The organism is Cupriavidus sp. C2SS-8b (assembly GCF_057073745.1).
In genome coordinates, this window is record NZ_CP172716.1 from 1,585,142 (window position 1) to 1,606,406 (window position 21,265).

Sequence of the window (21,265 nt, forward strand, 5' to 3'; positions counted from 1 at the left end):
GAAGACCTATTCGAGAATTCGAATCCCGAGACAACCCAAGACACCAAAGGAACCAGCATGACAGCGCAGTATCAGGTTCAGGACGGCGTAGCCGTCATCACGCTCGACAATCCCCCTGTCAACGGCCTGGGTCACAGCACCCGGCTTGGCATCGTCGATGGCATGACCCGTGCGCTGGACGATGCGGCCGTCAAGGCCATCGTCATCACCGGCGCCGGCAAGGCATTTTCGGGCGGCGCCGATATCCGCGAATTCAATACGCCCAAGGCCACGCAGGAGCCGACGCTGCATTCGGTGATCCGCGTGATCGAAGGTTCGTCCAAGCCGGTCGTGGCAGCGGTCCACTCGGTGGCGATGGGCGGCGGCCTGGAACTGGCGCTGGGCTGCAACTATCGCGTGGCGTCGAAGGGCGCGCAGATCGCGCTGCCCGAAGTCAAGCTGGGCCTGCTGCCCGGCGCCGGCGGCACGCAGCGCCTGCCGCGCGTGATCGGCCTGGAAGCGGCCGCCAACATGATCGTGTCGGGCACCGCCGTGCCATCCGAGAAGTTTGCCGGCACCAAGCTGTTCGACGAGATCGTCGATGGCGACGTGCTGCCCGCCGCCGTCAAGTTCGCACAGAGCGTTGCCGCCGCGCCCGGCCCGTACCCGAAGGTGCGCGACCTCAAGGTCCGCCACGAGAACGCGGAAGGCTTCCTCGGCTTCGCCAAGACCACCGTCGGCGCGATGGCCAAGAATTTCCCGGCGCCGCTGAAGTGCCTGGAAGCCGTGGCTGGTTCGCTCAAGCCGTTCGAGCAGGGCCTGAAGGAAGAGCGTGATGGCTTCCTTTACCTGGTGACCACGCCGGAATCGCGCGCGCTGCGCCATGCCTTCTTCGGTGAACGCGCCGCCAGCAAGATCCCCGACGTGCCGTCGGACACGCCGGTGCGCAAGATCGAAAAGATCGCCGTGATCGGCGCCGGCACCATGGGCGGCGGCATCAGCATGAACTTCCTGAACGCCGGCATCCCGGTGATGATCCTGGAAACCAAGCAGGAAGCGCTGGACCGCGGCGTGGCCATCATCCGCAAGAACTACGAGAACAGCGCCAAGAAGGGCAAGCTGACGCAGGAAAAGGTCGAGCAGCGCATGGGCCTGCTGTCGACCACGCTGTCCTATGACGACATCAAGGACGCCGACATGGTCATCGAGGCCGTGTTCGAAGAGATGGGCGTCAAGGAAATCGTCTTCAAGAAGCTGGACGAAGTGATGAAGCCGGGCGCGATCCTGGCTTCGAACACCTCGACGCTGGATGTGGACAAGATCGCCTCGTTCACCAAGCGTCCGCAGGACGTGGTCGGCATGCACTTCTTCAGCCCGGCCAACGTGATGAAGCTGCTCGAAGTGGTGCGCGGCGCCAAGACCGGCAAGGACGTGCTGGCCACCGTGATGGCGATCGGCAAGAAGATCAAGAAGACCGCCGTGGTGTCGGGCGTGTGCGACGGCTTTATCGGCAACCGCATGATCGAGCAGTACAGCCGCCAGGCGGGCTACCTGCTGGACGAAGGCGCGCTGCCCGAGCAGGTCGACAAGGCCATCGAGAAGTTCGGTTTCGCCATGGGTCCGTTCCGCATGGGCGACCTGGCCGGCAATGACATCGGCTGGGCCATCCGCAAGCGCCGCGCCGTGGACAAGCCGGACATCCAGTACTCGAAGACCGCCGACCTGCTGTGCGAAATGGGCCGCTACGGCCAGAAGACCGGCGCGGGCTGGTACGACTACAAGGCGGGCGACCGCAAGCCGTACCCGAACCAGCAGGTCAACGACATGATCGTGCAGCATTCGAAGGACCTCGGCATCACGCGCCGCAAGATTTCCGACGAGGAAATCGTCGAGCGCCTGGTGTTCGCGCTGGTCAACGAAGGCGCGAAGATCCTGGAAGAGGGCATCGCATCGAAGGCCTCGGATATTGACATGGTGTACCTGACCGGCTACGGCTTCCCGCTGTTCCGCGGTGGCCCGATGCTGTACGCCGACCAGGTTGGCCTCTACAACGTGGCGCTGGCGATGAAGAAGTATGCCAAGGGCTACCACGGCGAGGCCTGGCAAGTCGCACCGCTGCTGCAGAAGCTGGCGGACGAGGGCAAGGGCTTCAACGACTGAGGCCCGGGCCGCAGCAAGGCTAAGGAAAGGCGAGGGCGAACATGAGACCCGGTCCGGATGACTGCCTGCTGGTGGTCGATGTGCAGAACGACTTCATGCCCGGCGGCGCGCTTGCCGTGCCGCATGGCGATGAGATCGTGCCTGTGGTCAACCGGCTGGCGCGCGTGTTTCCGCACGTGGTGCTGACGCAAGACTGGCATCCCGCGGACCATGTCTCGTTCGCCGCCAACCATGCCGGCGCCGAGCCGTTCCAGATGCTCGCGCTGCCGTACGGCCAGCAGGTGCTGTGGCCGGTCCATTGCGTGCAGGACACAGAGGGTTCGGCGTTCCATGCCGGACTCGACGTGCCCCATGCCAGGCTGGTGATCCGCAAGGGCCATCACGCGGGCGTGGACAGCTACTCCGCCTTCCTTGAGGCGGACCGCAGCACGCGCACAGGACTGGCCGGCTACCTGCGCGAACACGGCGTGAAACGCGTGTTCCTGGCCGGACTGGCGACCGACTACTGCGTGGCATGGAGCGCGCTTGATGCGCGCGCCGCGGGCTTTGAAGCCGTGCTGATCGAGGACGCCTGCCGGGCCATCGACCTGAACGGGTCGCTGGCACAGGCATGGCAAGACCTCGCCGCCGCGGGCGTGAAGCGCATCCAGTCGGCCGAACTGCTGCAAGCCAAAGGCTGAACCGAACCAACCGAACTGAAAGACACCAAGATTCCGAGGAGCAAGACATGAACGAGGCAGTCATCGTATCCACCGCCCGCACCGGGCTGGCCAAGAGCTGGAAGGGCGCGTTCAACATGACCCATGGCGCCACGCTGGGCGGCCACGCCGTCGAGCACGCCATTGCACGTGCGAAGATCGAAGCCGGCGAAGTGGAAGACGTGCTGATGGGCTGTGCCAACCCCGAAGGCGCCACCGGCTCCAACATCGCGCGCCAGATCGCCCTGCGCGCCGGTTGCCCGGTCACCGTGCCGGGTGCGACCGTGAACCGCTTCTGCTCGTCCGGCCTGCAGACCATCGCCATGGCCGCGCAGCGCGTGATCGCCGATGAAGGCGATATCTTCGTCGCCGGCGGCGTGGAAAGCATCTCCTGCGTGCAGTCCGAGATGAACCGCCACATGATCGCCGACCCGTGGCTGGTCAAGAACAAGCCGGAAATCTACTGGAATATGCTCCAGACCGCCGAGAACGTGGCCAAGCGCTACAACATCTCGAAGGATCGCCAGGACGAGTACGGCGTGCGCAGCCAGCAGCGCGCCGCCGCCGCCCAGGAAGCCGGCAAGTTCAAGGACGAGATCGTGCCGATCACGGTGCTCGCGGGCGTGGCCGACAAGTCCACGGGCCAGCTGGTCACGAAGGAAGTGACGCTGGACCGCGACGAAGGCATCCGCGGCGACACGACGCTGGAAGCCGTGTCGAAGATCCGCACCGCGGTGCCGGGTGGCGTGGTCACCGCCGGTAACGCATCGCAGTTCTCGGATGGCGCTTCGGCAGCCGTGGTGATGAACGCACGCGTCGCGGCCGCCAAGGGCCTGCAGCCGCTGGGCGTGTTCCGCGGCTTCGCCGTGGCCGGTTGCGAGCCTGATGAAATGGGCATCGGCCCGGTGTTCGCGGTGCCCAAGCTGCTGAAGAAGGCCGGCCTGAAGGTCGACGACATCGGCCTGTGGGAACTGAACGAAGCATTCGCCGTGCAGGTGCTGTACTGCGCCGACAAGCTTGGCATCCCGATGGATCGCCTGAACGTGAACGGCGGCGCCATCGCCGTGGGTCATCCGTACGGCGTGTCGGGTGCGCGCCTGGTCGGCCATGCGCTGATCGAGGGCAAGCGCCGCGGCGTAAAGTACGTGGTGGTGACGATGTGCATCGGCGGCGGCCAGGGCGCAGCGGGTCTGTTCGAAGTGCTGTAAAGACAGACCGCGTGTTTGCTCCCCTCTCCCGCTTGCGGGAGAGGGGCGGGGGAGAGGGCAGGAGTTCGCAGTACCGTTGCGTCTGACGTCATGGAGACGCCGACTCTCTCCCCGACCCTCTCCCGCAAGCGGGAGAGGGAGCGCGCTCGCAGTCATTCAAAGCCCGCCGTTCCTGCCAGCGCAATATCGCTCCGAAGTCATTCCCTTCCAGTAGCCGGGGCACACCAGCAAGACAAAAAATTCGCGGCACGCCAAGCAGCGCCGCACGGAGACACCATGTCGCTGATCCTTTCCCGCCGTGACCTGAATTTCGTCCTGTACGAGTGGCTCAAGGCCGAAGAGCTGAGCCAGATTCCGCGCTATGCCGACCACTCGCGCGAGACCTTCGACGCGGCGCTGGATACCTGCGAGAAAATCGCCACCGACCTGTTCGCGCCGCACAACAAGAAGAACGACCAGCACGAACCGGAATTCGACGGCGAGACCGTCACCATCATTCCCGAAGTCAGCACCGCGCTGAAGGCCTTCTGCGAGGCTGGCCTGATGGCCGCCGGTCAGGACTACGAACTGGGCGGCATGCAACTGCCGGTGCTGGTGGAAAAGGCCGGATTTGCCTACTTCAAGGCCGCCAACGTCGGCACGAGTTCCTATCCGTTTCTCACCATCGGCAATGCCAACCTGCTGCTGACGCACGGCACGCCCGCGCAGATCGACACCTTCGTCAAGCCGGAGATGGAAGGCCGCTTTTTTGGCACCATGTGCCTGTCGGAGCCGCAGGCGGGTTCGTCGCTGTCCGATGTCACCACGCGCGCCGAGTACGAAGGCGAATCGCCGCTGGGCGTGCAATACCGCCTGCGTGGCAACAAGATGTGGATCTCGGCCGGCGAGCATGAACTGTCGGAGAATATCGTCCACCTGGTGCTGGCCAAGATTCCGGGCCCGGACGGCAAGCTCGTGCCGGGCGTGAAGGGGATCTCGCTGTTCATCGTGCCCAAGTACCTCGTCAATGCCGATGGCTCGCTCGGCGAGCACAACGACGTGGTGCTGGCCGGGCTGAACCACAAGATGGGCTATCGCGGCACCACCAATTGCTTGCTGAACTTCGGCGAGGGCATGAAGCACCGGCCGGGCGGCAAGGCCGGCGCGATCGGCTACCTGGTCGGCGAGGCCGGCAAGGGACTGGCGTGCATGTTCCACATGATGAACGAAGCACGCATTGGCGTGGGCCTGGGCGCCGTGACGCTCGGCTATACCGGCTACCTGCATGCGCTCGACTATGCGCGCAACCGTCCGCAGGGCCGCCCGGTCGGCCCTGGCGGCAAGGATCCCGCCAGCCCGCAGGTGAAGCTGGTCGAGCACGCCGATATCCGCCGCATGCTGCTGGCGCAGAAGAGCTACGTCGAAGGCGGCCTGGCGCTGAACCTGTATTGCGCAAAGCTCGTCGACGAAGAACGCGCCGCGGCAACCGCCGGCGATGCGCCCTCACACGAGCGGCTTTCGCTGCTGCTGGACATCCTGACCCCGATCGCCAAGAGCTGGCCGTCGCAGTGGTGCCTGGAAGCCAATAACCTGGCGATCCAGGTGCATGGCGGCTATGGCTATACCCGCGAATACAACGTCGAGCAGTTCTACCGCGACAACCGCCTGAACCCGATCCACGAAGGCACGCACGGCATCCAGGGCCTGGACCTGCTGGGCCGCAAGGTGGTGATGAAAGATGGGGCGGCGTTCCGGCTGCTCGGCGAGCGCGTGCAGGCCACTTGCGAGCGCGCGTTGTCGACCGGCGACAAGGAACTGGCCAGCGAGGCCCGTGCCCTCGGCGCCGCTGCCACGCGCCTGGCGGAGGTCACCAAGGTGCTCTGGAGCGCGGGGGATGCCAACGTGACGCTGGCCAACGCCAGCCTCTATCTCGAGGCCTTCGGCCATGTGGTGGTGGCCTGGGTCTGGCTCGAGCAGGCACTGGTCGCGCAGGCCGCGCTCGCACGCGGCGCGAGCGGCGAAGACGAGACCTTCTATCGCGGCAAGCTGGCCGCGGCCGCGTACTTCTCGCGTTGGGAACTGCCGAAGGTGGGTCCGCAATTCGATCTGCTGGCCACGCTGGACCGCACCACGCTGGACATGCAGGACGCCTGGTTCTGACCGGCGCCGCCATTCCCGACATCGAGCATCATCAAGGAACCGAATCATGCGAACCATCCAGCAACTGTTTGACCTGAAGGGCCGTACCGCGCTGATCACCGGCGGCTCGCGCGGGCTTGGCCTGCAGATCGCCGAAGCGCTCGGCGAGCAAGGTGCGCGCCTGGTGCTGTCCGCGCGCAAGGCCGACGAACTGCAGGCCGCGCAGGCGCACCTGAAATCGCGCGGCATCGAAGCCGACTGGATCGCCGCCGACGGCGCACAGGAGGCGGACATTGCGCGCCTGGCCGATGAGGCGCTGGCAAAGCTCGGCCATGTCGATATCCTCGTCAACAACGCCGGCGCCACCTGGGGCGCTCCCGCGGAAGACCATCCGGTCGAGGCCTGGGACAAGGTGATGAACCTGAACATCCGCGGCCTGTTCCTGCTGAGCCAGCGCATCGGCAAGCTGTCGATGATTCCGCGCCGCCATGGCCGCATCATCAACGTCGCGTCGATCGCCGGGCTCGCGGGCAACCCGCCGGGGTCGATGGAGACCATCGCCTACAACACCTCGAAGGGTGCCGTGATCAACTTTACGCGCACGCTGGCAGGCGAATGGGGCGAGCACAACATCACCGTCAACGCGCTTGCGCCGGGCTTTTTCCCGTCGAAGATGACCAAGGGCTCGCTCGATCGCATGGGCGTCGAAGCCATGTGCGCGGGCGTGCCGCTGCATCGCCTTGGCGATGACGAGGACCTGAAGGGCGCCGCGCTGCTGTTCGCCAGCGACGCGGGCAAGCACATTACCGGCCAGGTGCTGGCGGTGGACGGCGGCGTCAGCGCGGTCTGACGGCTATCTGCTCACTGTCCGAGCGATAGCCGGAGTTTGCGGCAATAATGTGGAACCGGTGCCGGCGGCATCACCTGTCGTCGGCACCACACCATCCCCCACACCCAATCGCATTGCCATGAACCAGTACACCGGCTCGCTGAGCCATATTCCTTTCCTTGCCGATCTCGGCGTGACCTGCAGCCTGGCGGAAGGCGGACGCAGCGAGATCTCGCTGCCGATCGAGAAGCGCCACGAGAACAGCTGGGACATGGCCCATGGCGGCGTGATCATGACCTTGCTCGACGTGGCCATGGCAGTGGCCGGCCGCAGCAGCGATGCCGACGGCCGCGGCGTGGTCACCATCGAGATGAAGAGCAGCTTCATGGCGCCGGGGCGCGGCCATCTGACCGCGCGCGGCACCACCGTGCACCGCACGACCACCATGGTGTTCTGCGAGGCCGAGATCGTCGACGCCGACGGCAAGACCGTGGCGCGCAGCTCGGGCACGTTTAAGTACATCCGGCGCATGCCTCCGCAGCGTCCGGGCGCAACGGATACCGGCGCCGACGGCTGAACGCCGGCGCAGCAAACACACGGGAGCGGGTTCGCCGCTCCCGCATCGCAGCCACGCAGTGTCCTGCAGCCCGCAGTTTTCCAACTCCCATTGGAAGGAACCGATCATGTCGAACACATTCAAGCGCATCGTCCTCGCATCACGTCCCGAAGGCGCGGTGACGCCCGCCAACTTCCGGCTCGAGGAAGTGCCCGTGCCGCAGCTTGCCGACGGCCAGGTGCTGGTGCGCAATCACTACCTGTCGCTGGACCCGTATATGCGCGGGCGCATGAACGAGAGCAAGTCCTACGCCGTGCCCCAGCCGCTGAATGAAGTGATGATCGGCGGCACGGTCGGCGAAGTCGTCGCCAGCAAGAACGCAAAGTACAAGGTCGGCGACAAGGTCGTCGGCATGTTCGGCTGGCAGGAGATGGGGGTGAGCGACGGCACCGGCATGCAGCCGGTCGATACCACGCATCTGCCGCTGTCGGCTTACCTCGGCTCGGTCGGCATGCCGGGCGTGACGGCGTGGTACGGGCTGAACAAGATCATCCAGCCCAAGGCCGGCCAGACCGTGGTGGTCAGCGCCGCGTCGGGCGCGGTCGGCAGCGTAGTCGGGCAACTGGCCAAGCTGGCCGGCTGCCGTGCGGTGGGCTTCGCGGGCGGCAAGGACAAGTGCGACTACGTGGTCAACGAACTCGGCTTCGACGCGTGTATCGACTACAAGGCGGCCAAGGATGCGAAGGAGCTTTACACGATGCTCAAGGCCGCCACGCCCGATGGCATTGACGGTTACTTCGAAAACGTTGGCGGCGACATCCTCGACGCCGTGCTGACGCGCATGAACGCGTTCGGCCGCATCGCCATGTGCGGCATGATCGCGGGCTACGACGGTCAGCCGCTGCCGCTGAAGAACCCGCAGCTGATCCTGGTGTCGCGCCTGACCATCGAAGGGTTCATCGTCTCCGAGCACATGGAAGTGTGGCCGCAAGCGCTGAAGGAGCTGGGCACGGCTGTTGCGCAAGGCAAGATCAAGTTCCGCGAATCGGTCGCACAGGGACTGGAAAGCGCGCCGGAAGCGTTCATGGGCCTCCTCAAGGGCAAGAACTTCGGCAAGCAGCTGGTCAAGCTGGTGTAAGCGGCAAGGGCGCGGCCGGCCCTGCGCGGCCGGCTGGCCTGCATAGAACGACAACCACAGGAGACAGCCATGAACGCACCGCAAGCCCGGCCAGCACCCGACGACGAGATCGGCGCCGGCCTGTCAGAAGAGGTCAAGGCCCGTTATCGAAACCTGCCGCGGCCGCCGCAGTTCGACACACCGGCGCAGGAACGCCTGCACCGCAAGCAGCGCCTGGCCGCGGCGTTCCGCTTGTTCTCCAAATTCGGCTTCGACGAGGGCGTGGCCGGCCATATCACCGCGCGCGATCCCGAGTTCACCGATACCTTCTGGGTCAATCCGTTCGGCGTGCATTTCAGCCAGGTGACGGTGTCGAACCTGATCCGCTGTGACCATCACGGCAACGTGGTCGAGGGCGACTATCCGGTCAATGCGGCGGCGTTCGCGATCCATTCGCGCGTCCACCAGACCCGATCCGATGCCGTGGCCGCAGCGCATTCGCACAGCACCTATGGCCGCGCCTGGTCCACGCTGGGTCGTCCGCTCGATCCGCTCACGCAGGACGTCTGCGCGTTCTACAACGACCACGCGCTCTATGACGACTTCGGCGGCGTGGTGGTGGAGCTGGACGAAGGCCAGCGCATCGCCAACGCGCTGGGATCGAACAAGGCCGCCATCCTGCAGAACCACGGGCTGCTGACGGTGGGCAAGACCGTCGACGAGGCCGCGTGGTGGTTCATCACGATGGAGCGTTCGTGCCAGGTGCAACTGCTGGCCGAGGCGGCTGCCGCGCGTACCAATGCGCCGCTCAAAGTCATTGCCGACGCAGCCGCACGCCAGGCTTATTCGATCGTCGGTACCGCGCAGGCAGGCTGGTTCCAGTTCCAGCCGCTGTATGCCCGTATCGTCAAAGAGCAGCCCGACCTGCTGGACTGACACGATGACCTGCATGCCGGCAGGGTGGTACTGAGAGACCGGAACACAGGGCAAACCACAGCGAGAGGGGACAAGAACATGAAGCAATTCGAAGGCAGGGTAGCCGTCATCACGGGTGGCGCGTCGGGCTTCGGCAAGGAATTTGCGCGCACGGGCGCGGCGCTCGGCATGAAGCTGGTGCTGGCCGATGTGCAGCAGGATGCGCTGGATGCAGCCGTGGCCGAACTGAAGGCGCAGGGCGCCGAGGTGATCGGCGTGCGCACCGATGTCTCGCGCGGTGAACAGGTGCAGGTGCTGGCCGACGCCGCCATGGAGCGCTTCGGGCAGGTCAACGTGCTGTTCAATAACGCCGGCGTCGGGGCGGGCGGCCTGCTGTGGGAGAACTCGCTGAAGGACTGGGAGTGGGTGCTGGGGGTGAACCTGTACGGCGTGATCCACGGCGTGCGCATCTTCACGCCGCTGATGCTGGCCGCGGCCGCGAAGGATCCGGCGTACCAGGCGCACATCGTCAACACGGCGTCGATGGCGGGCATGCTGAGCCCGCCGGCGATGGGCGTCTACAACGTGTCCAAGCATGCCGTGGTCACGCTGACCGAAACGCTTTACCAGGATCTCGGGCTCGTCACCGAGCAGGTGCGCTGCTCGGTGCTGTGCCCGTACTTCGTGCCGACCGGCATCAACCAGTCGCAGCGCAACCGGCCCACGGACCTGGCGAACGACGCGCCGCCCACGCGTTCGCAGATGGTGTCGCAGGCGTTGACGGACAAGGCGGTCACTTCCGGCAAGGTTACGGCCGAGGACGTGGCGCGCAAGACCTTCGATGCCATCCGCGACGAAAGCTTCTATATTTATTCGCACCCGCAGGCCCTCGCACCGGTGCAGCAACGTTTCGAGGACATCATCGGCCAGCGCAATCCGGGCGATCCGTTCGCGGACAAGCCCGAGGTTCGCGCCGGCCTGGTCGCCGCGTTGCGCGGCTGACGCCAAGCAACGCACCCAACGAGGCCCGCGCATGGAGAACGCCATGACTGCCCCCGCCGTAATCCGCCACCTCCAGTTTGCCAACCTGCCCAACGGCACGCGCCTGCACTATGCCAGCGCCGGGGAGCGCGGCAAGCCGCTGATGCTGTTCGTGCATGGGTTCCCGGAGTTCTGGTTTGAATGGGAAGCCCAACTCGCTGAATTCGGCCGCACGCACTTCGCAGTGGCACCGGATCTGCGCGGCTTCAACCTGTCAAGCAAGCCCGAGGCCGTCGACGCTTACCGTCCTCGCCATATCGTCGAGGACCTGGTGCAGTTTATCGCCGCGCTCGGGTATGAACGCTGCATCGTCGTCGCCCACGACTGGGGCGGGGCGATCTGCTGGAATCTTGCCATCCAGTTCCCGCAGCTGGTCGAGCAGCTGGTGATCATTAATTCGCCGCATCCGTACCTGTTCGCGAAAGCTTTGGCGACCGATCCGCAGCAGCAGGCGGCGTCAGCCTATATGAACTGGCTGCGCCGCCCGGGCTCGGAGAAAGTCCTGGCCGCCAATGATTTCGCGATGCTGGAGAACATGCTCACGGCGGGTGGCGAGCAGCCCGCGCCGTGGTTCAGCGGCGAAACGCGCGAGAAATACCTGGCCGCGTGGGCGCAGCCGGGCGAGGGCGAATCGCATTCGCTGTCGGGCGGCGTCAATTACTACCGCGCCTCGCCGATGCATCCGCCGGGCCCCGGCGAGCCGCCGCCAGACATCTCGCGGCTCGATCCGGCGGCGTTCGTGGTGCGCGTGCCAACCTTCGTGATCTGGGGCGAGCGCGACCGCGCGCTGCCGAAATCGCTGCTTGATGGCCTGGAGGACTTCGTCACGAATTTGCGCCTGGCGCGCATCCCGGAGGGCACCCACTGGGTCATCCACGAGCAGCCCGAGCAAGTGAACCTGCTGATCCGCAGCGCCTTGCCTGCTGGCTAGCGGCGTCGCTGTGGCTGCCGCGGCCGCACATCCCGCCGTTTACACAGGCCCCGCCATATGGCGGGGTTTTCTTTTGCAGCGTCGATGCGGGAGGGCTTCAGAGCTTTTAAAGGACAGAGAAGACGCTCAAATCGCTATTCATTAAATACCTAACTCCATTCAATGCGTTGCATAGGTGTAAGTCGCTATGATGTTCTATTTTATGTCCTATTGAGGTAACAATAATACTGATATATCGTTCAGCCACGTCGTAAATGCCATGTTTCGATGAAAAATGTCTTGCCAGGCCATGGGGAAGTGTTGAATTCGGTTGACTTGGCGGCACGGACGGGCAGCAAGTTGCGCAACGAGCGGGTATCAAGCGATGAGAAATTCGGATTCACCAATGCCAAGGTATCACCGGATTTACCTGATATTGCGGCAGAAAATAATCAGTGGGATTTTCGATAAAAGCGGGTTGCCGACCGAATTCGAGTTAATGGAGCAATATCGCGCGGCGCGGGTGACGGTGCGGCGGGCGCTGTCCGAACTGAGCGATGAAGGCCTGATTATTCGCCGGCGCGGGCAGGGCACCTTCGTCAACCTGGAGCATGTCCGGCGCACCGCTGCTCCGCCGCGCATGCATGGGCTGCTCGACAGCCTGCTCGAAGCTGCCGCAAACACCTCCGTGCGGCTGGTCGCATTCGGGGTGGGGCCGTGTCCGCCGCCGGTCCGGGCAGCGCTGCGCCTGGATCAACGCGAAGAGGCGCTGCACGTGAGGCGGGTCCGCGTGCACGAGGGCAAGCCGGTGTCGCTGCTCGATGCCTGGGTGCCGCCGCATGTGGCGGCACTGCTGAGTCCTGGCGTGCTGCAGCAGCCGATGCTGACGCTGATGGAAGCCGGCGGCATCCGCATCGGCGAGGCCGACCAGACGCTGTCCTGCTGCCTGGCCGATGCTCCCGTGGCCGAACTCCTGGAAGAGCCGGTGGGTGCGCCGCTGCTGTCGGTCGTGCGCGTGGTGCGCGATGTCGATGGCAATCCGGTGCAGTGGCTCAGCGGCCTGTACCGCCCCCAGTGCTACGACTACCGCATGGCGCTGACGCGCGCCGGCGAAGACAGCGCGCGCATCTGGATTGCCCGCGACCTGGCCACGGACATGCGCTGACACGACGAAACCAACGAAATACAGCGAAACATAGCGAAATCAAGAGGAGACCAAAGATGGGCAATACCTATCCGGCCCGGCGCCGGTTCCTGGGACAGGCCGCGCTGCTCGGCGCCGGCGCGCTGGCACCGCAGGTGGGCCGCGCGCAACCGGGGCCGGTGCGCATCGGCGTGCTGCACCCGGTCACCGGCGCGCTGCTGGCGATTGCCGATATCAACGCGGCAGGTGCGCTGACGCGCCGCTTTCGCGCGCTGGACTGGCCGGTGGTATGGACGCAGGTGGCCTACATGGCTTCCGGCGAAGACGCTGGAGTATGGGGCACGCGCACGGACACGCCGGATTCCTTGCAGAACATCAAGCACGGCTCCGAGCGCGCGCAGTTCGATGCCCGCGCCGACGTCGATCCGGTCCGCGACGTGGTCTATTGCAAGAAGATGCCGTCGGCGTTCTTCGAGACGCCGCTGCAGTCGCTGCTGGTCTGGCACCAGGTCGATACCGTGGTGATCACGGGCGGCTCGACCTCCGGCTGCGTGCGTGCCACCGCGGTCGATGCGCTGTCGCGCGGCTACCGCACCATCGTGCCGGAGCAGTGCGTGGCGGACAAGCACGAGAGTTTCCACTTCGCCAACCTGGCCGACATGATGCTCAAGTACGCGGATGTGCTCGACGTACTCGAAGTGCAGGACTGGCTCGAGCGCCGCCTGCAGGCTGCGCGCGCGGAGCAGGGGAACTGACATGCGCGAATGCCCCGGCTACTACGATTACTGGCCGTACCGCAACCGCCCGAAGCTCCGCTGGCCCGGCGGCGCGCGCCTGGCCTTCTGGGTCGCGCCCAACATCGAGTTCTACGAACTCGACCCGCCCGCCAACCCGCACCGGCGCGCGTGGCCGCACCCGTATCCGGCGGTGCCGGGCTATTCGATCCGCGACTACGGCAACCGCGTCGGCCATATGCGCCAGATGCGGCTGCTCGACAAGTACGGCATCCGCGGCTCGGTGTCGCTGTCGGCGGCGCTGTGCGTGCATCATCCCGAGATCGTCGCGATGTGCCGGGAGCGCGACTGGGAATTCTTCTCGCACGGCATCTACAACACGCGCTACAGCTACGGCATGTCCGAGGACCAGGAGCGCGAGATGATCCGCGAGTCCATGGCCATCATCGAGAAATACACCGGCAGCAAGCCTGCGAGCTACCTCGCGCCGGCGCTGTCGCACAGCGAGCTGACGCTGGACCTGTTCGCCGAACTGGGCGGCGTCTACACCTGCGACCTGTTCCATGACGACCAGCCCACGCCGGTGCGCGTGCGCGGCGGCCAGCGCTTTATTTCGCTGCCATATTCGCTGGAGATGAACGACACCATCGCCTATGTGGTGAACAAGGTCGAGCCGCGCCGCTACGGACAGATGCTGATGGACTGCTTTGACCGGCTGTACGCGGAGGGCGCCGACTCCGGCACGGTGATGTGCATCCCCACCCACAACTACCAGGTCAGCTGCCCGCACCGGCTCAAGGCGTTCGAGGAGGCGCTGGAGTACATCACCGGCCACTCCGAGGTCTGGGTTGCCACCGGCCGCGAGATTGCGGAGTACTACCTCGAACACTGCCATGACGACGCGGCCGCGGCGATCGCCGCTGTCGATGTCCCGGCGCGGAGGACGTGCTGATGCCACAGGCACCACTCGAACCCCAAGCCTTGCAGTACCCGCACCTGCGGCCCGGCATGGACCACGACCGCTACGACTGGTCGATGCTGGCCAGCCGCGCCCCGGTGCGCTGGCCCGGCGGCAAGACGCTGGCGCTGTGGGTCAACGTGAGCCTGCAGTTCTTCCCGCTCAACCCCACCGGCCAGCCGGTGGCGGCGCCGGGCAACATGGCCATGCCTTACCCGGACCTGCGCCACTACACGCTGCGCGATTACGGCAACCGCGTCGGCATCTTCCGCATGCTGCGAGCCTTCGACCGCTACGGCGTGCGCCCGACCTTCGCCGTCAATGCGCGGCTGGCGCAGCGCTATCCGGCGCTGATGGCGGCGGTGGCCGAGCGTGGCGACGAGATCATCGGCCATTCATGGCACATGGACACCGCGCATGCGGGCGGTCTCGATGCCGCGGTCGAAGCCGAAATCGTGCAGCGCTCGCTCGACGAACTCGGCCGCCTGAGCCGTCGCGACATACGCGGCTGGCTCGGCCCCGGCAAGCTGCAGAGCGCCAGCACGCCTGAACTGCTGCGCGCTTGCGGCATCGAGTACATGTGTGACTGGGTCAACGACGACATGCCATACCCGTTCCGCACGCGCCATGGCGCGCTGTGGGCGATGCCGCTGTCGACCGAACTGGAAGACCGCTTCGTGCTGATGGACAACCTGCACAGCGAAGCTGCCTGGACGCGGCAGGTGATGGACGCCTGCGACCTCCTGCTGGAAGAAGCGCGCGAGCAGGGCGGCCGCATGCTGGCGCTGTCGCTGCATCCGTGGCTGCTGGGGCAGCCGCACCGCATGCGCTATCTGGAAGCCGCCCTGGAATATGTGATGGCGAAAGCTGAAGTCTGGAGCGCCGGCGCCGGCGAAATTCTCGCGGCCTTTGCCGCGCAGCAACCGCAGGAGACGCCATGACCGCAAACAGGGAGAGCATCGACGTGCTGGTCAGCGAAGTCGGTCCGGCGCGATGGTTTGCAGATGACAAAGCGCGTGATGGCCGCGGCGCGTCAACAACGCCATCAAATTCCGCAGCGCGGATTACGGCGGCCTGAGCTTCGGCGGCGTCTACAGCCTCGGCGGTGTCGCGGGCAGCGCGGGGCGCGACCAGATCTGGTCGCTCGGGGCGGGATACGGCAGCGGGCCGCTCAGGCTTGGCATTGGCTACCTGAGCGTGAACAACCCCAACACCTCGTTCTACATTTATGCGATGGCGTTCTACCAGAAGGCATCGGGGACCGATTCGACCGGCAGAAGCGCCGTTGCCGCCATCAACGGCGTGGGCCCGTCGGCCGACGACAGCCAGGCGGTGCTGCGCGTGGGCCTGCGTCACAAGTTCTGAGGCGGCCGCGCGCGCGGGATGGTTGCCCGGCCGTAACTGGCCGGGTTGCCTTCAAGGAAACTGTCCCTGTCTGCCGGCAGATCCGGGTGGTAGATTGCCGCGAAAGATAACGCGCAATCCCCATGCGCCAAACGGAGCGGGCAATGAAGACTATCGGACTGATCGGCGGCATGAGCTGGGAATCGTCCGCCGAATACTACCGGCTCATCAACCAGGGCATGAAAGCCCGGCTGGGCGGGCATCGCAATGCGCGCAGCGTCATGGCCACGGTGTGCTTCGAGGAGATCAAGGCGCTGCAGCACGATGGGCGCTGGGACGAGCTTGGCGTGCTGATGCAGCAGGCGGCCCGGCAGGTGCAGGCCGGCGGTGCCGATTTCGTGCTGCTGTGTACGAATACCATGCATCGCGTGGCCCCGGCGATCGAAGCCGCGCTGTCGGTGCCGTTCATCCATATCGTCGACCCGACCGCACGGGCGTTGCGCGAAGCAGGTATTCGCCGTGTCGCGCTGCTCGGCACGCGGTTCACGATGGAACAGGATTTTTACCGCGGCCGGATGCACGACCGCCACGGCATCGAGACCCTGGTGCCGGACGAAGCCGATCGCGCCATCGTGCACGACATCATCTATGACGAGCTCTGCCATGGGACGATTCGCGACGCGGCACGCGTGGAATTCCAGCGCATCATCGGCGAACTCGGCACGCGCGGCGCGCAGGGCGTGATTCTCGGCTGCACCGAGATCACGCTGCTGATCGGCCCGCAGGACAGCGCGCTGCCGGTGTTCGATACCACCGCGCTGCATGCGCAAGCCGCGGTGGCCATGGCCGATGACGGCGTGGCGCCGTAGGCGTCGTCAGGACAGGCGTTCGCGGTACAGCTTGTAGTTCTCGTCGTCGAAGCAGACGAACGTCACCTGTTCGATGCCTTTGGCGGTCGCCAGGGCTTCGCGCACCGCACGGATGGCAATATCGGCCGCGCGTTCCCGCGGAAAGCCGTAGATGCCGGTGCTGATATTGGGAAACGCAATGGTGCGCAGGTGATGTTCGGCGGCCAGCCGGATGCAGTTGCGGTAGGCGCTGGCCAGTTGTGCGTCTTCGTCGCGGCTGCCGCCATGCCAGACCGGGCCGACCGCGTGGATGACGTACGGCGCGGGCAGCAGCCCGCCTGTGGTGATCACCGCCTCGCCGGTCGGGCAGCCACCCTGCGTGTCGCGGATGGCCTTGCACGCCGCCATGATCGCGGGTCCGCCGGCACCGTGGATGGCACCGTCCACGCCGCCGCCGCCGAGCAGGCCGCTGTTGGCCGCATTGACGACTGCGTCGACTTCCATCCGGGTAATGTCGCCATGCACAACCTGCAAGTGTTCACCAGTCATTCGCTGTCTCCCCCAGTGGATGAGTGTCCCGGACCGGCCCAGGGCCAGGCTGGCCTACATGGACGCCACAAGCATACGCCGATAATCCTCCGCGCTGGCCTCTTTTGGATTGGTCTTGTGGCAGTGGTCAAGCAGCGCGCCCGCGATCACCTTGTCGAACATGTCCTCGGTCACGCCCATCTGGCGCAGCCCGGTGGGCAGTCCGAGGCGGGCCGTCATGTCGTGCACGGCTTGGGCGATGTCGGCGCCTTCCGGCAGGTGCATGGCGCGGCGCAGGCGCGCATAGCGGTCGTCGCGGAGCACGGTCGGGGCGTCGGCATTGAAGCGCAGCACGGCTGGCATGACCACAGCGTTGAGCGTGCCGTGGTGCAGTCCGGTCTTGCCGTCGATCTTCAGGCCGCCGAGCGGGTGCGACAGCGAATGCACGCAGCCCAGGCCCTTCTGGAACGCCATGGCGCCCTGCATCGAGGCGCTCATCATATTGAGCCGCGCATCGCGGTCCTTGCCGTCGCGGGTGGCGCGCTCGATATGGCCCCAGCCCCGCTCCAGGCCGTCCAGCGCAATGCCGTCGGCGGGCGGATTGAAGGCGGGCGCCAGGAAGGTCTCGATGCAATGGGCAATCGCATCCATGCCGGTTGCGGCGGTCAGGCCGGCGGGCAGCCCCAGCGTCAGTTCGGGGTCGCAGATGGCTGACTTCGGCAGCAAGTGCCAGGAATGGAAGCCGAGCTTGCGCCCGTCGTCGAGGATGATGATGGCGCCGCGCGCCACCTCGCTGCCCGTGCCGGATGTGGTGGGCACGGCAATCAGCGGCGCGGCGCGCTCGGTGATCTTCGCGCTGCCGCCTTCGATGGTCGCGTAGGTCGTCAATTCGCCCGGATGCGTGGCGAGGATCGCGATGCCCTTGGCCAGGTCGATCGAAGAACCGCCGCCGACGGCGACCAGGCCGTCGCAGCCGGCGTCGCGGTATTGCTGCGCGGCCTTGCGCACCATGGCTTCGGTGGGGTTGGACGGGGTCTCGTCAAAGACCGCCACCGGCAGGCCTTGCATCGCATCGATCGCGCGCTGCGCCACGCCCGCCGCGGCCACGCCCTTGTCCGTCACCAGCAGCGGCCGGCGGATGCCGATGCGTTCACATTCGGACTTGAGCAGGCTCACTGCGCCGAAGTCGAGGTGGATGTGGGTCAGATAGTAGATAAAGGCCATGGTTCGGTGTCTCCTGCGGCGATCCGCCGCTAATTTTGCTTGTAGGGCGCTTCCTGGGATTCACTGGCCAAACGGGTTGGATGGGTTGATGATCGCCCAGAAACCCCCGCCGCGCACATGCATCGGGGTTATTTCGGACTGCCCGCTTCGTGAAACACTGGCATGATACTGAAATCGAACGATCGTTCACAATTCGAACTTCTCCCGATGCCGGGGGAAGCCGGAAACATTTTTGCCCGCCAGGATGCCGCCAGGGCTGTATCGAATCCAGTGTCTGCCATGTCCGCTGTACCGTCCACCTCATCCCCCGCCTCGCCTGCTGGCCACGCGGTTCCCGGCATGCCGGCGGTCCCGCTCGATCCGCAAGTGGCAGCGTTGCTCGACCTGATCGCGCGTGCCAAGCGGCCGCCCATCCATGTGATGGACGTCCAAGACGCTAAGATCGCGTACGAGAAGAGTGCGCCCATCCTGGATATCTCGCCGCCCGCGGTGCATGCGGTGGAGGATCTCCATATCTGCGCCCGCGATGGCCATGCCATTCCGGCACGCCTGTATGCGCCGCGCGAGGCCAGCTGGGCCGAGCCGTTGCCGTTGCTCGTGTATTTCCATGGTGGCGGCTTTACGGTGGGCAGCGTGAATTCGCACGATGCGCTGTGCCGCATGCTGGCGTCGCGCGCCGATTGCATGGTGCTGTCCGTCGACTATCGCCTCGGACCGCAATGGCGGTTCCCGACCGCGGCCAACGATGCATTCGACGTGCTGCACTGGGTGTTCGAGGAAGCCGCCCGTCTGGGCGCGGATCCGCAGCGCATTGCGCTGGGCGGAGACAGCGCCGGCGGCACGCTGGCCACGGCCTGCGCCATCCATGCGCGCGACAGCGGCCTGGCGCCCGTGCTGCAACTGCTGATCTATCCCGGCACCTGCGCGCGGCAGGACACGCCGTCGCACCGGGCGCTGGCCGATGGCTACCTGCTCACCGCCGACATGATCCAGTGGTTTTTCTCGCACTACCTTGACCAGGAATCGAGCCGCGACGACTGGCGCTTTGCCCCGCTCGATGGCGGCGGCGCCGGTGCCGATGTGCGCGGCTGCTGTTCCGCCTGGATCGCCGTGGCCGGCTACGACCCGCTGCACGAAGAGGGCGTGGCCTATGCGGAAAAATTGCGCGCGGCCGGCGTGGCGGTCACGCTGGCCGACTATGCTGGCATGATCCACGACTTCTTCAAGATGGGCCGTTTCGTGCCCGCCGTGGCGCAGGCGCATGCCGATGCCGTGGCGGCGCTCCGGGCCGCTTTCGGCACCGGGCAATAAAAAAGCAGACATCGGGCCGCGGCACGCGCCGCACCCGATCCAATCATTTCTAGCAGTGACTTGCAGCACAAGGAGATATCGTCAAATGCAACGCCGCCAATTCATCGCCCGCGCCGGCCTCGTCGCCGCCACCGCCGCGCTTGGTTTCGCCGCCATGCCCGCGCAAGCGCAGGCAGAGAAATTCCCGCAACGCCCGATCCGCCTCGTCATCGGCTATACGGCCGGCGGTTCCACGGATATCCCGTTCCGCGTGTTGGCTGAAAACGCCTCGAAGATCCTCGGCCAGCCCGTCATCGTCGAGAACAAGCCGGGTGCTGGCGGCGTGCTGCCGGCCCAGATGATGCAATCGACGCAGCCGGATGGCTACACGCTGGCGCAGGTCGCCATGCCGGTCTATCGCCTGCCGTATACGACCAAGATCAACTGGGACCCGGTCAAGGACCTGAGCTACATCATCAACCTGGCCGGCTACTCGTTCGGCCTGGTGGTCCCGGCCGATTCGCCGATCAAGACCATGCAGGACTACATCGCCTACGCCAAGGCCAATCCGGGCAAGCTGACCTACGGCTCGCCCGGCACCATGACCACGCTGCACCTGACCATGGAAGAACTGGCGATGAAGCAGGGCGTGCAGTTCTCGCACATCCCGTACAAGGGCAACTCCGAATCGATGCAGGCGCTGCTGGGCGGCCACGTGATGTCGGTGGCCGATACGCCGGCGTGGGCGCAGTACGTGGAGCAGGGCAAGTTGCGCCTGCTGTCGACGTGGGGCGACAAGCGCTCGGCGCGCTTCCCCAACGTGCCGACGCTGAAGGAACTGGGCATGGGCATCGTGCAGACCTCGCCGTTCGGCCTGGTGGCACCGAAAGGCACCGACCCGAAGATCGTGCAGAAGCTGCATGACGCCTTCAAGAAGGCCATGGAAATGCCGAACTACCGGGAATCGCTGGCCAAGTTCGACATGGAGCCGTACTACATGAGCAGCGCACAGTACTCCCAGTTCGCCGCGGAAACGGTGAAGAAGGAAAAGGCCATCATCGAGAAGCTGGGCCTGGCCAAGCAGTAAGTTCGCTGGCGTCAGCCTGCACCACGGCTCAGGCCGCCATCCCGCCGGAAACATGCGAAGCGGGGTGGCGGCCTGAATGCCATGCGAGATCCATTCAAGGGAGACAAGCCAGATGGCAAAAGAAGATTTCCGCCACAGCATGCCGCTGCGCGTGCGCTGGGCCGAAGTCGATCCGCAATCGATCGTTTTCAATGCGCACTACCTGACCTACTGCGATATCTGCGTGACGGAATACTGGCGCGATGCCGGCATCCGCTATCCGGAAGACGTGCTGCATGCGCATGGGGTTGATATCTTCGTGGTCAAGTCAACGCTCGAGTATCACGCCTCGGCGCGGTTTGACGATGTACTCGATATCCGCGGCCGCATGGCGCGGATGGGGCGGTCGAGCATGCTGTTCCGCGTGGAGATGTACCGCGGAGACGAACACCTGATCACGGGCGAGATCGTGTATGTGTGCGCGGATCCGAAGTCGCAAAAATCGGCGCCGATTCCGGGGACGGTGCGGGAGATTATTGAAGGGTATGAGGTGGTGAAACCGGCGGCGTGAAGACGGCTGGAGCCTGTCAGATTTTTA

23 protein-coding genes and 1 pseudogene are annotated in these 21,265 nt (G+C 65.5%); 22 read left to right on the plus strand and 2 right to left on the minus strand.

Annotation, left to right across the window (positions count from 1 at the left end; all coding sequences use genetic code 11):
- Positions 1 to 57 precede the first annotated feature (57 nt).
- The 19 genes and pseudogenes from ACIGJB_RS07260 (at position 58) to ACIGJB_RS07350 (ending at position 16,580) form a co-directional block, all read left to right on the plus strand.
- Positions 58 to 2,139, plus strand: coding sequence for a 3-hydroxyacyl-CoA dehydrogenase NAD-binding domain-containing protein (locus tag ACIGJB_RS07260; RefSeq protein WP_483732027.1), 2,082 nt, complete (start codon positions 58 to 60; stop codon positions 2,137 to 2,139).
- Positions 2,140 to 2,180: 41 nt separating this feature from the next.
- Positions 2,181 to 2,819 carry a bifunctional nicotinamidase/pyrazinamidase gene (pncA, locus tag ACIGJB_RS07265; RefSeq protein ID WP_483732028.1) on the plus strand — a complete coding sequence of 213 codons (639 nt, stop codon included), beginning with the start codon at positions 2,181 to 2,183 and terminating at the stop codon, positions 2,817 to 2,819.
- 47 nt (positions 2,820 to 2,866) lie between these two features.
- On the plus strand, positions 2,867 to 4,045 hold the full coding sequence (locus ACIGJB_RS07270; protein ID WP_483711262.1) for an acetyl-CoA C-acyltransferase: 1,179 nt from the start codon (positions 2,867 to 2,869) through the stop codon (positions 4,043 to 4,045).
- Between the two features lie 276 nt (positions 4,046 to 4,321).
- Entirely contained in the window at positions 4,322 to 6,184 is a 1,863-nt protein-coding gene (locus ACIGJB_RS07275) for an acyl-CoA dehydrogenase (RefSeq protein WP_483732029.1), read from the plus strand.
- Positions 6,185 to 6,230: 46 nt separating this feature from the next.
- Positions 6,231 to 7,013 (plus strand): SDR family oxidoreductase, encoded by a 783-nt coding sequence (locus ACIGJB_RS07280; protein ID WP_483732030.1) that lies wholly within the window; start codon positions 6,231 to 6,233, stop codon positions 7,011 to 7,013.
- A gap of 118 nt (positions 7,014 to 7,131) precedes the next feature.
- Positions 7,132 to 7,569, plus strand: a complete 438-nt coding sequence (locus ACIGJB_RS07285; RefSeq protein ID WP_483732031.1) for a PaaI family thioesterase — start codon at positions 7,132 to 7,134, stop codon at positions 7,567 to 7,569.
- 106 nt (positions 7,570 to 7,675) lie between these two features.
- Positions 7,676 to 8,686, plus strand: a complete 1,011-nt coding sequence (locus tag ACIGJB_RS07290) for an NADP-dependent oxidoreductase (protein ID WP_483732032.1) — start codon at positions 7,676 to 7,678, stop codon at positions 8,684 to 8,686.
- A 69-nt stretch (positions 8,687 to 8,755) separates the two neighbouring features.
- On the plus strand, positions 8,756 to 9,601 hold the full coding sequence (locus ACIGJB_RS07295) for a class II aldolase/adducin family protein (protein ID WP_483732033.1): 846 nt from the start codon (positions 8,756 to 8,758) through the stop codon (positions 9,599 to 9,601).
- A 78-nt stretch (positions 9,602 to 9,679) separates the two neighbouring features.
- Positions 9,680 to 10,582: an SDR family oxidoreductase gene (locus ACIGJB_RS07300; protein WP_483732034.1), complete on the plus strand. Its 903-nt coding sequence runs from the start codon at positions 9,680 to 9,682 to the stop codon at positions 10,580 to 10,582.
- 31 nt (positions 10,583 to 10,613) lie between these two features.
- The gene (locus ACIGJB_RS07305) at positions 10,614 to 11,552 is read left to right on the plus strand and encodes an alpha/beta fold hydrolase (RefSeq protein ID WP_483732035.1); all 939 of its coding nucleotides are present in this window, start codon (positions 10,614 to 10,616) and stop codon (positions 11,550 to 11,552) included.
- Positions 11,553 to 11,819: 267 nt separating this feature from the next.
- Positions 11,820 to 12,002 carry a hypothetical protein gene (locus tag ACIGJB_RS07310; RefSeq protein ID WP_483732378.1) on the plus strand — a complete coding sequence of 61 codons (183 nt, stop codon included), beginning with the start codon at positions 11,820 to 11,822 and terminating at the stop codon, positions 12,000 to 12,002.
- Positions 11,938 to 12,696, plus strand: coding sequence for a GntR family transcriptional regulator (locus ACIGJB_RS07315; protein ID WP_483732036.1), 759 nt, complete (start codon positions 11,938 to 11,940; stop codon positions 12,694 to 12,696). The genes ACIGJB_RS07310 and ACIGJB_RS07315 overlap by 65 nt, the downstream gene beginning before the upstream one ends.
- A 56-nt stretch (positions 12,697 to 12,752) precedes the next feature.
- The gene (locus ACIGJB_RS07320) at positions 12,753 to 13,430 is read left to right on the plus strand and encodes an isochorismatase family protein (RefSeq protein WP_483732037.1); all 678 of its coding nucleotides are present in this window, start codon (positions 12,753 to 12,755) and stop codon (positions 13,428 to 13,430) included.
- Between the two features lies 1 nt (position 13,431).
- Positions 13,432 to 14,361: a polysaccharide deacetylase family protein gene (locus tag ACIGJB_RS07325; RefSeq protein ID WP_483732038.1), complete on the plus strand. Its 930-nt coding sequence runs from the start codon at positions 13,432 to 13,434 to the stop codon at positions 14,359 to 14,361.
- Positions 14,361 to 15,308: a polysaccharide deacetylase family protein gene (locus ACIGJB_RS07330; RefSeq protein ID WP_483732039.1), complete on the plus strand. Its 948-nt coding sequence runs from the start codon at positions 14,361 to 14,363 to the stop codon at positions 15,306 to 15,308. The genes ACIGJB_RS07325 and ACIGJB_RS07330 overlap by 1 nt, the downstream gene beginning before the upstream one ends.
- Positions 15,305 to 15,445, plus strand: coding sequence for a hypothetical protein (locus tag ACIGJB_RS07335; RefSeq protein ID WP_483732040.1), 141 nt, complete (start codon positions 15,305 to 15,307; stop codon positions 15,443 to 15,445). The genes ACIGJB_RS07330 and ACIGJB_RS07335 overlap by 4 nt, the downstream gene beginning before the upstream one ends.
- Positions 15,397 to 15,568 (plus strand): annotated as a pseudogene (locus ACIGJB_RS07340) (porin); the annotation flags it as partial. The gene ACIGJB_RS07335 and the pseudogene ACIGJB_RS07340, both read left to right, overlap by 49 nt.
- Complete coding sequence (locus tag ACIGJB_RS07345; RefSeq protein WP_483732041.1) at positions 15,565 to 15,732, plus strand: hypothetical protein; 168 nt, start codon at positions 15,565 to 15,567, stop codon at positions 15,730 to 15,732. The pseudogene ACIGJB_RS07340 and the gene ACIGJB_RS07345, both read left to right, overlap by 4 nt.
- Before the next feature lie 143 nt (positions 15,733 to 15,875).
- Positions 15,876 to 16,580 (plus strand): aspartate/glutamate racemase family protein, encoded by a 705-nt coding sequence (locus tag ACIGJB_RS07350; RefSeq protein WP_483732042.1) that lies wholly within the window; start codon positions 15,876 to 15,878, stop codon positions 16,578 to 16,580.
- Positions 16,581 to 16,586: 6 nt separating this feature from the next.
- Here the strand turns inward: ACIGJB_RS07350 and ACIGJB_RS07355 are convergent, their stop codons facing one another.
- Together ACIGJB_RS07355 and ACIGJB_RS07360 are read right to left on the minus strand one after the other, a co-directional pair.
- Positions 16,587 to 17,108: an O-acetyl-ADP-ribose deacetylase gene (locus ACIGJB_RS07355; protein WP_483732043.1), complete on the minus strand. Its 522-nt coding sequence runs from the start codon at positions 17,106 to 17,108 to the stop codon at positions 16,587 to 16,589.
- A 54-nt stretch (positions 17,109 to 17,162) separates the two neighbouring features.
- Positions 17,163 to 18,311 carry an iron-containing alcohol dehydrogenase gene (locus tag ACIGJB_RS07360; RefSeq protein WP_483732044.1) on the minus strand — a complete coding sequence of 383 codons (1,149 nt, stop codon included), beginning with the start codon at positions 18,309 to 18,311 and terminating at the stop codon, positions 17,163 to 17,165.
- Between the two features lie 279 nt (positions 18,312 to 18,590).
- Here ACIGJB_RS07360 and ACIGJB_RS07365 point away from each other — a divergent pair, with 279 nt between their 5' ends.
- The 3 genes from ACIGJB_RS07365 to ACIGJB_RS07375 all read left to right on the plus strand — a co-directional run bounded on the left by ACIGJB_RS07365 (position 18,591) and on the right by ACIGJB_RS07375 (position 21,238).
- Positions 18,591 to 19,622, plus strand: a complete 1,032-nt coding sequence (locus ACIGJB_RS07365) for an alpha/beta hydrolase (protein WP_483732045.1) — start codon at positions 18,591 to 18,593, stop codon at positions 19,620 to 19,622.
- 85 nt (positions 19,623 to 19,707) lie between these two features.
- On the plus strand, positions 19,708 to 20,688 hold the full coding sequence (locus ACIGJB_RS07370; RefSeq protein ID WP_483732046.1) for a tripartite tricarboxylate transporter substrate binding protein: 981 nt from the start codon (positions 19,708 to 19,710) through the stop codon (positions 20,686 to 20,688).
- A gap of 112 nt (positions 20,689 to 20,800) precedes the next feature.
- Positions 20,801 to 21,238, plus strand: a complete 438-nt coding sequence (locus ACIGJB_RS07375) for a YbgC/FadM family acyl-CoA thioesterase (protein ID WP_483732047.1) — start codon at positions 20,801 to 20,803, stop codon at positions 21,236 to 21,238.
- Positions 21,239 to 21,265: the final 27 nt, after the last annotated feature.

Coding starts and splice junctions, on each gene's coding strand:
- ACIGJB_RS07260 (WP_483732027.1), top strand. CDS start 58: ATGACAGCGCAGTATCAGGTTCAGGACGGCGTAGCCGTCATCACGCTC.
- pncA (WP_483732028.1), top strand. CDS start 2,181: ATGAGACCCGGTCCGGATGACTGCCTGCTGGTGGTCGATGTGCAGAAC.
- ACIGJB_RS07270 (WP_483711262.1), top strand. CDS start 2,867: ATGAACGAGGCAGTCATCGTATCCACCGCCCGCACCGGGCTGGCCAAG.
- ACIGJB_RS07275 (WP_483732029.1), top strand. CDS start 4,322: ATGTCGCTGATCCTTTCCCGCCGTGACCTGAATTTCGTCCTGTACGAG.
- ACIGJB_RS07280 (WP_483732030.1), top strand. CDS start 6,231: ATGCGAACCATCCAGCAACTGTTTGACCTGAAGGGCCGTACCGCGCTG.
- ACIGJB_RS07285 (WP_483732031.1), top strand. CDS start 7,132: ATGAACCAGTACACCGGCTCGCTGAGCCATATTCCTTTCCTTGCCGAT.
- ACIGJB_RS07290 (WP_483732032.1), top strand. CDS start 7,676: ATGTCGAACACATTCAAGCGCATCGTCCTCGCATCACGTCCCGAAGGC.
- ACIGJB_RS07295 (WP_483732033.1), top strand. CDS start 8,756: ATGAACGCACCGCAAGCCCGGCCAGCACCCGACGACGAGATCGGCGCC.
- ACIGJB_RS07300 (WP_483732034.1), top strand. CDS start 9,680: ATGAAGCAATTCGAAGGCAGGGTAGCCGTCATCACGGGTGGCGCGTCG.
- ACIGJB_RS07305 (WP_483732035.1), top strand. CDS start 10,614: ATGGAGAACGCCATGACTGCCCCCGCCGTAATCCGCCACCTCCAGTTT.
- ACIGJB_RS07310 (WP_483732378.1), top strand. CDS start 11,820: ATGAAAAATGTCTTGCCAGGCCATGGGGAAGTGTTGAATTCGGTTGAC.
- ACIGJB_RS07315 (WP_483732036.1), top strand. CDS start 11,938: ATGCCAAGGTATCACCGGATTTACCTGATATTGCGGCAGAAAATAATC.
- ACIGJB_RS07320 (WP_483732037.1), top strand. CDS start 12,753: ATGGGCAATACCTATCCGGCCCGGCGCCGGTTCCTGGGACAGGCCGCG.
- ACIGJB_RS07325 (WP_483732038.1), top strand. CDS start 13,432: ATGCGCGAATGCCCCGGCTACTACGATTACTGGCCGTACCGCAACCGC.
- ACIGJB_RS07330 (WP_483732039.1), top strand. CDS start 14,361: ATGCCACAGGCACCACTCGAACCCCAAGCCTTGCAGTACCCGCACCTG.
- ACIGJB_RS07335 (WP_483732040.1), top strand. CDS start 15,305: ATGACCGCAAACAGGGAGAGCATCGACGTGCTGGTCAGCGAAGTCGGT.
- ACIGJB_RS07350 (WP_483732042.1), top strand. CDS start 15,876: ATGAAGACTATCGGACTGATCGGCGGCATGAGCTGGGAATCGTCCGCC.
- ACIGJB_RS07355 (WP_483732043.1), bottom strand. CDS start 17,108: ATGACTGGTGAACACTTGCAGGTTGTGCATGGCGACATTACCCGGATG.
- ACIGJB_RS07360 (WP_483732044.1), bottom strand. CDS start 18,311: ATGGCCTTTATCTACTATCTGACCCACATCCACCTCGACTTCGGCGCA.
- ACIGJB_RS07365 (WP_483732045.1), top strand. CDS start 18,591: ATGTCCGCTGTACCGTCCACCTCATCCCCCGCCTCGCCTGCTGGCCAC.
- ACIGJB_RS07370 (WP_483732046.1), top strand. CDS start 19,708: ATGCAACGCCGCCAATTCATCGCCCGCGCCGGCCTCGTCGCCGCCACC.
- ACIGJB_RS07375 (WP_483732047.1), top strand. CDS start 20,801: ATGGCAAAAGAAGATTTCCGCCACAGCATGCCGCTGCGCGTGCGCTGG.